Raw genomic sequence first — 1050 nt, 5'->3', positions numbered from 1 at the left:
GCCTTGGCCAGGCGCATGATGGCGCGCTGGCCGGTGTGCGGCGCGACCGCAGCTTCGCGGCGGGCCGCGACCATGGCCTTCATCAGGTCGGCGCTGTCTTCGAGCATCTTGTCGCCGCTCGCTTCGGTTGACCGGATCTGCTGGCGGATCGAGCCGGCCGAGCGAAGTACGCGCAGCTGCGCAAGGTCGTCGATTTTGCTTGCCTGGGTGGTGTTGGTCATGGCGCATCCCTTCGGAAGCTTGGGCTCGACCAAGCAGTCGGATTATCGTGCGAGGCTGGGGCCCTGGTTCAGGATCGCGGCGATACTGTCGAGCGCCGCCACCCCCAGCACCGGCAAGACCAGCATCAGGAGCAACAGGCCGACGATCGCGCCAAGCCTGGCCAGGACATAATGGTCCCCATCGAGCCACCTCGGAACGATGCGGGGTTCGAACACATTTGCCCAAGCTTGACCGGAAAAGGCGCCGGCATCGGCAAAGTGAAGCAGACCCGCTTCGTTCGGACCGGGCTTTGCCTCCGGTGGCATATCGTTGGGAAGGTGTGAAAATGTTCCGGCAGTTTTTGTGCCGCCAACCGGACCTGCAAGATTCTCATAGTTGAGTATGATCTCGCGATGGGTTTGCGCACCAAGCACCGACTTGATCTTGCTGATGTGCTTGTTGACGTTGGATGGCGACATTCCGATCAGGCGCGCGATCTCTTTGATCGAGTGATGTCGCTGCAAACCTTCGATAATCTCGATCTGCCGTTCGTTCAGGATGTTGTCGGACATCGTCGCACCCCGGTGAAGTTCCGTAAGGTATAAACTAACAGATCGACGAAGGGTTCAACAGGTCATTTCGAGGTGTTCGCCGCACGCTCGGCTTGGACCAGCGCATCTTCGAGCGCGGCCGCTGTGCGGTGCATCTGCATATCGCCCGCGAGCGCGAGTGCGCGCTCGACCAGTCCGATCAGCTCTTCGAGGCGTTGCCCTGGCTGGGCTTGATCGACTGGATTCGCACGCTTGATCATCGAAGGCTCCACTAACGCGCGGGCTTGTGCCGAACGCC

Annotated in this window: 3 protein-coding genes; all 3 read right to left on the bottom strand. The window is 61.0% G+C overall.

The annotated features are described in order from the left end of the window. Positions 1-221: hypothetical protein (locus tag B0I00_RS00010; RefSeq protein ID WP_408635187.1), on the bottom strand; the 221-nt coding region annotated here is incomplete at its 3' end. Positions 222-263: 42 nt separating this feature from the next. Next, positions 264-773: a helix-turn-helix domain-containing protein gene (locus B0I00_RS00005; protein WP_100865341.1), complete on the bottom strand. Its 510-nt coding sequence runs from the start codon at positions 771-773 to the stop codon at positions 264-266. A gap of 62 nt (positions 774-835) precedes the next feature. Beyond that, the coding region (locus B0I00_RS16945) for a hypothetical protein (RefSeq protein ID WP_232730048.1) at positions 836-1050 on the bottom strand (215 nt) is incomplete at its 5' end.

Origin of the sequence: Novosphingobium kunmingense, assembly GCF_002813245.1 — a bacterium.
GTDB classification, from domain to species: domain Bacteria; phylum Pseudomonadota; class Alphaproteobacteria; order Sphingomonadales; family Sphingomonadaceae; genus Novosphingobium; species Novosphingobium kunmingense.
This window is presented reverse-complemented; position numbering and strand designations above follow the sequence as displayed.